Source organism: Anabaena sp. CA = ATCC 33047 (assembly GCF_963870205.1).
GTDB lineage: Bacteria > Cyanobacteriota > Cyanobacteriia > Cyanobacteriales > Nostocaceae > Trichormus.
Genome location: NZ_CAWMSA010000019.1, coordinates 1 through 1,063, shown reverse-complemented (window position 1 = coordinate 1,063; position 1,063 = coordinate 1). Strand labels below are relative to the sequence as shown.

Annotated in this window: 1 protein-coding gene; it reads left to right on the top strand. The window is 38.3% G+C overall.

The window, feature by feature from the left end; translation table 11 throughout:
- Positions 1–91: 91 nt before the first annotated feature.
- Positions 92–919, top strand: a complete 828-nt coding sequence (locus AACS98_RS05095; RefSeq protein WP_066377014.1) for an IS982 family transposase — start codon at positions 92–94, stop codon at positions 917–919.
- The last annotated feature ends 144 nt before the right edge of the window (positions 920–1,063 follow it).

Genomic DNA, 1,063 nt, shown 5'->3' with positions numbered 1-1,063 from the left:
TAACCCAAGTTGCTAGTTAGTCTCAAAGAGAGATGACATAAAGGTAGAGAAACAAGAAAATCCCTCCAGACAAGACAAAGAGGAGGGACAGATGTTAAATGAAATAGTTACGATCTATTCTGTCATAGATGACTTATTAAAGGCGATCGGCCATAAAGAGGATATTCGTTGTGAAATGAGTGATGCAGAAATTATCACAACGGCAATAATCGCGGCTATGTACTTTGGTGGTAATCATAGTCAGGCTTGCAGCTACATGAAAGACCATAAATTGATGCCAAGAATGTTAGAAAAATCACGATTTAATCGGCGATTACATCATGTAGCAATGTTAATGAACGATTTATTTCATCAAGTGGGAATGGCACTGAAAGAAATTAGTGAAAATACGGAATATCTTTTAGACTCGTTTCCTGTACCGATCTGTGATAACATTCGCATCTTTAATGCCCATCTCATCCAATCACCAGAATATCGGGGTTATATCGCATCTAAGAAACGTTATTTTTATGGAGTAAGAGTACAGTTATTAACTACCAAAACAGGTACTCCCGTTGAATTTGTGTTCCTGCCAGCAAGTGCGACCGATATCCGGGGATTGAGTGCTTTACCATTGAATTTACCCCCAGGAAGTCAAGTTTATGCTGATTGTGCCTATCTTGATTACACTGTGGAGGATGTTTTGCTCGAAACTGAGCAAATCTCAATGCAAGTCATCCGAAAAAGTAACTCTAAACGCCAAGACCCTCCTTGGATTCAATACATTAAACAGTCTATTCGTCATTACATTGAAACCGTGTTTAGTGGCATTACAAGTTATTTCCAAAAATCAATTCATGCGGTAACTTATGAAGGGTTTTTACTGAAGGTACAAGCTTTTATTTTTGCCTATACTCTGAAACAAGCTTTTATTGACTAAGTTGTAAATGCTTCTTTCTTTTCAACTATACTGAACATTCCAGCGTTGCATTTTCATGGTGGTTGGAGTTCGCACAACCCCTCATTTACCATGCCTACACGAACCCTATCCTCTTTTATCTTCTATTACCCGCAACTTGGGTTA

Bases quoted from the DNA above. Each gene is read 5' to 3' on its own strand.
- AACS98_RS05095 (WP_066377014.1), top strand. From the start codon at position 92: ATGTTAAATGAAATAGTTACGATCTATTCTGTCATAGATGACTTATTA.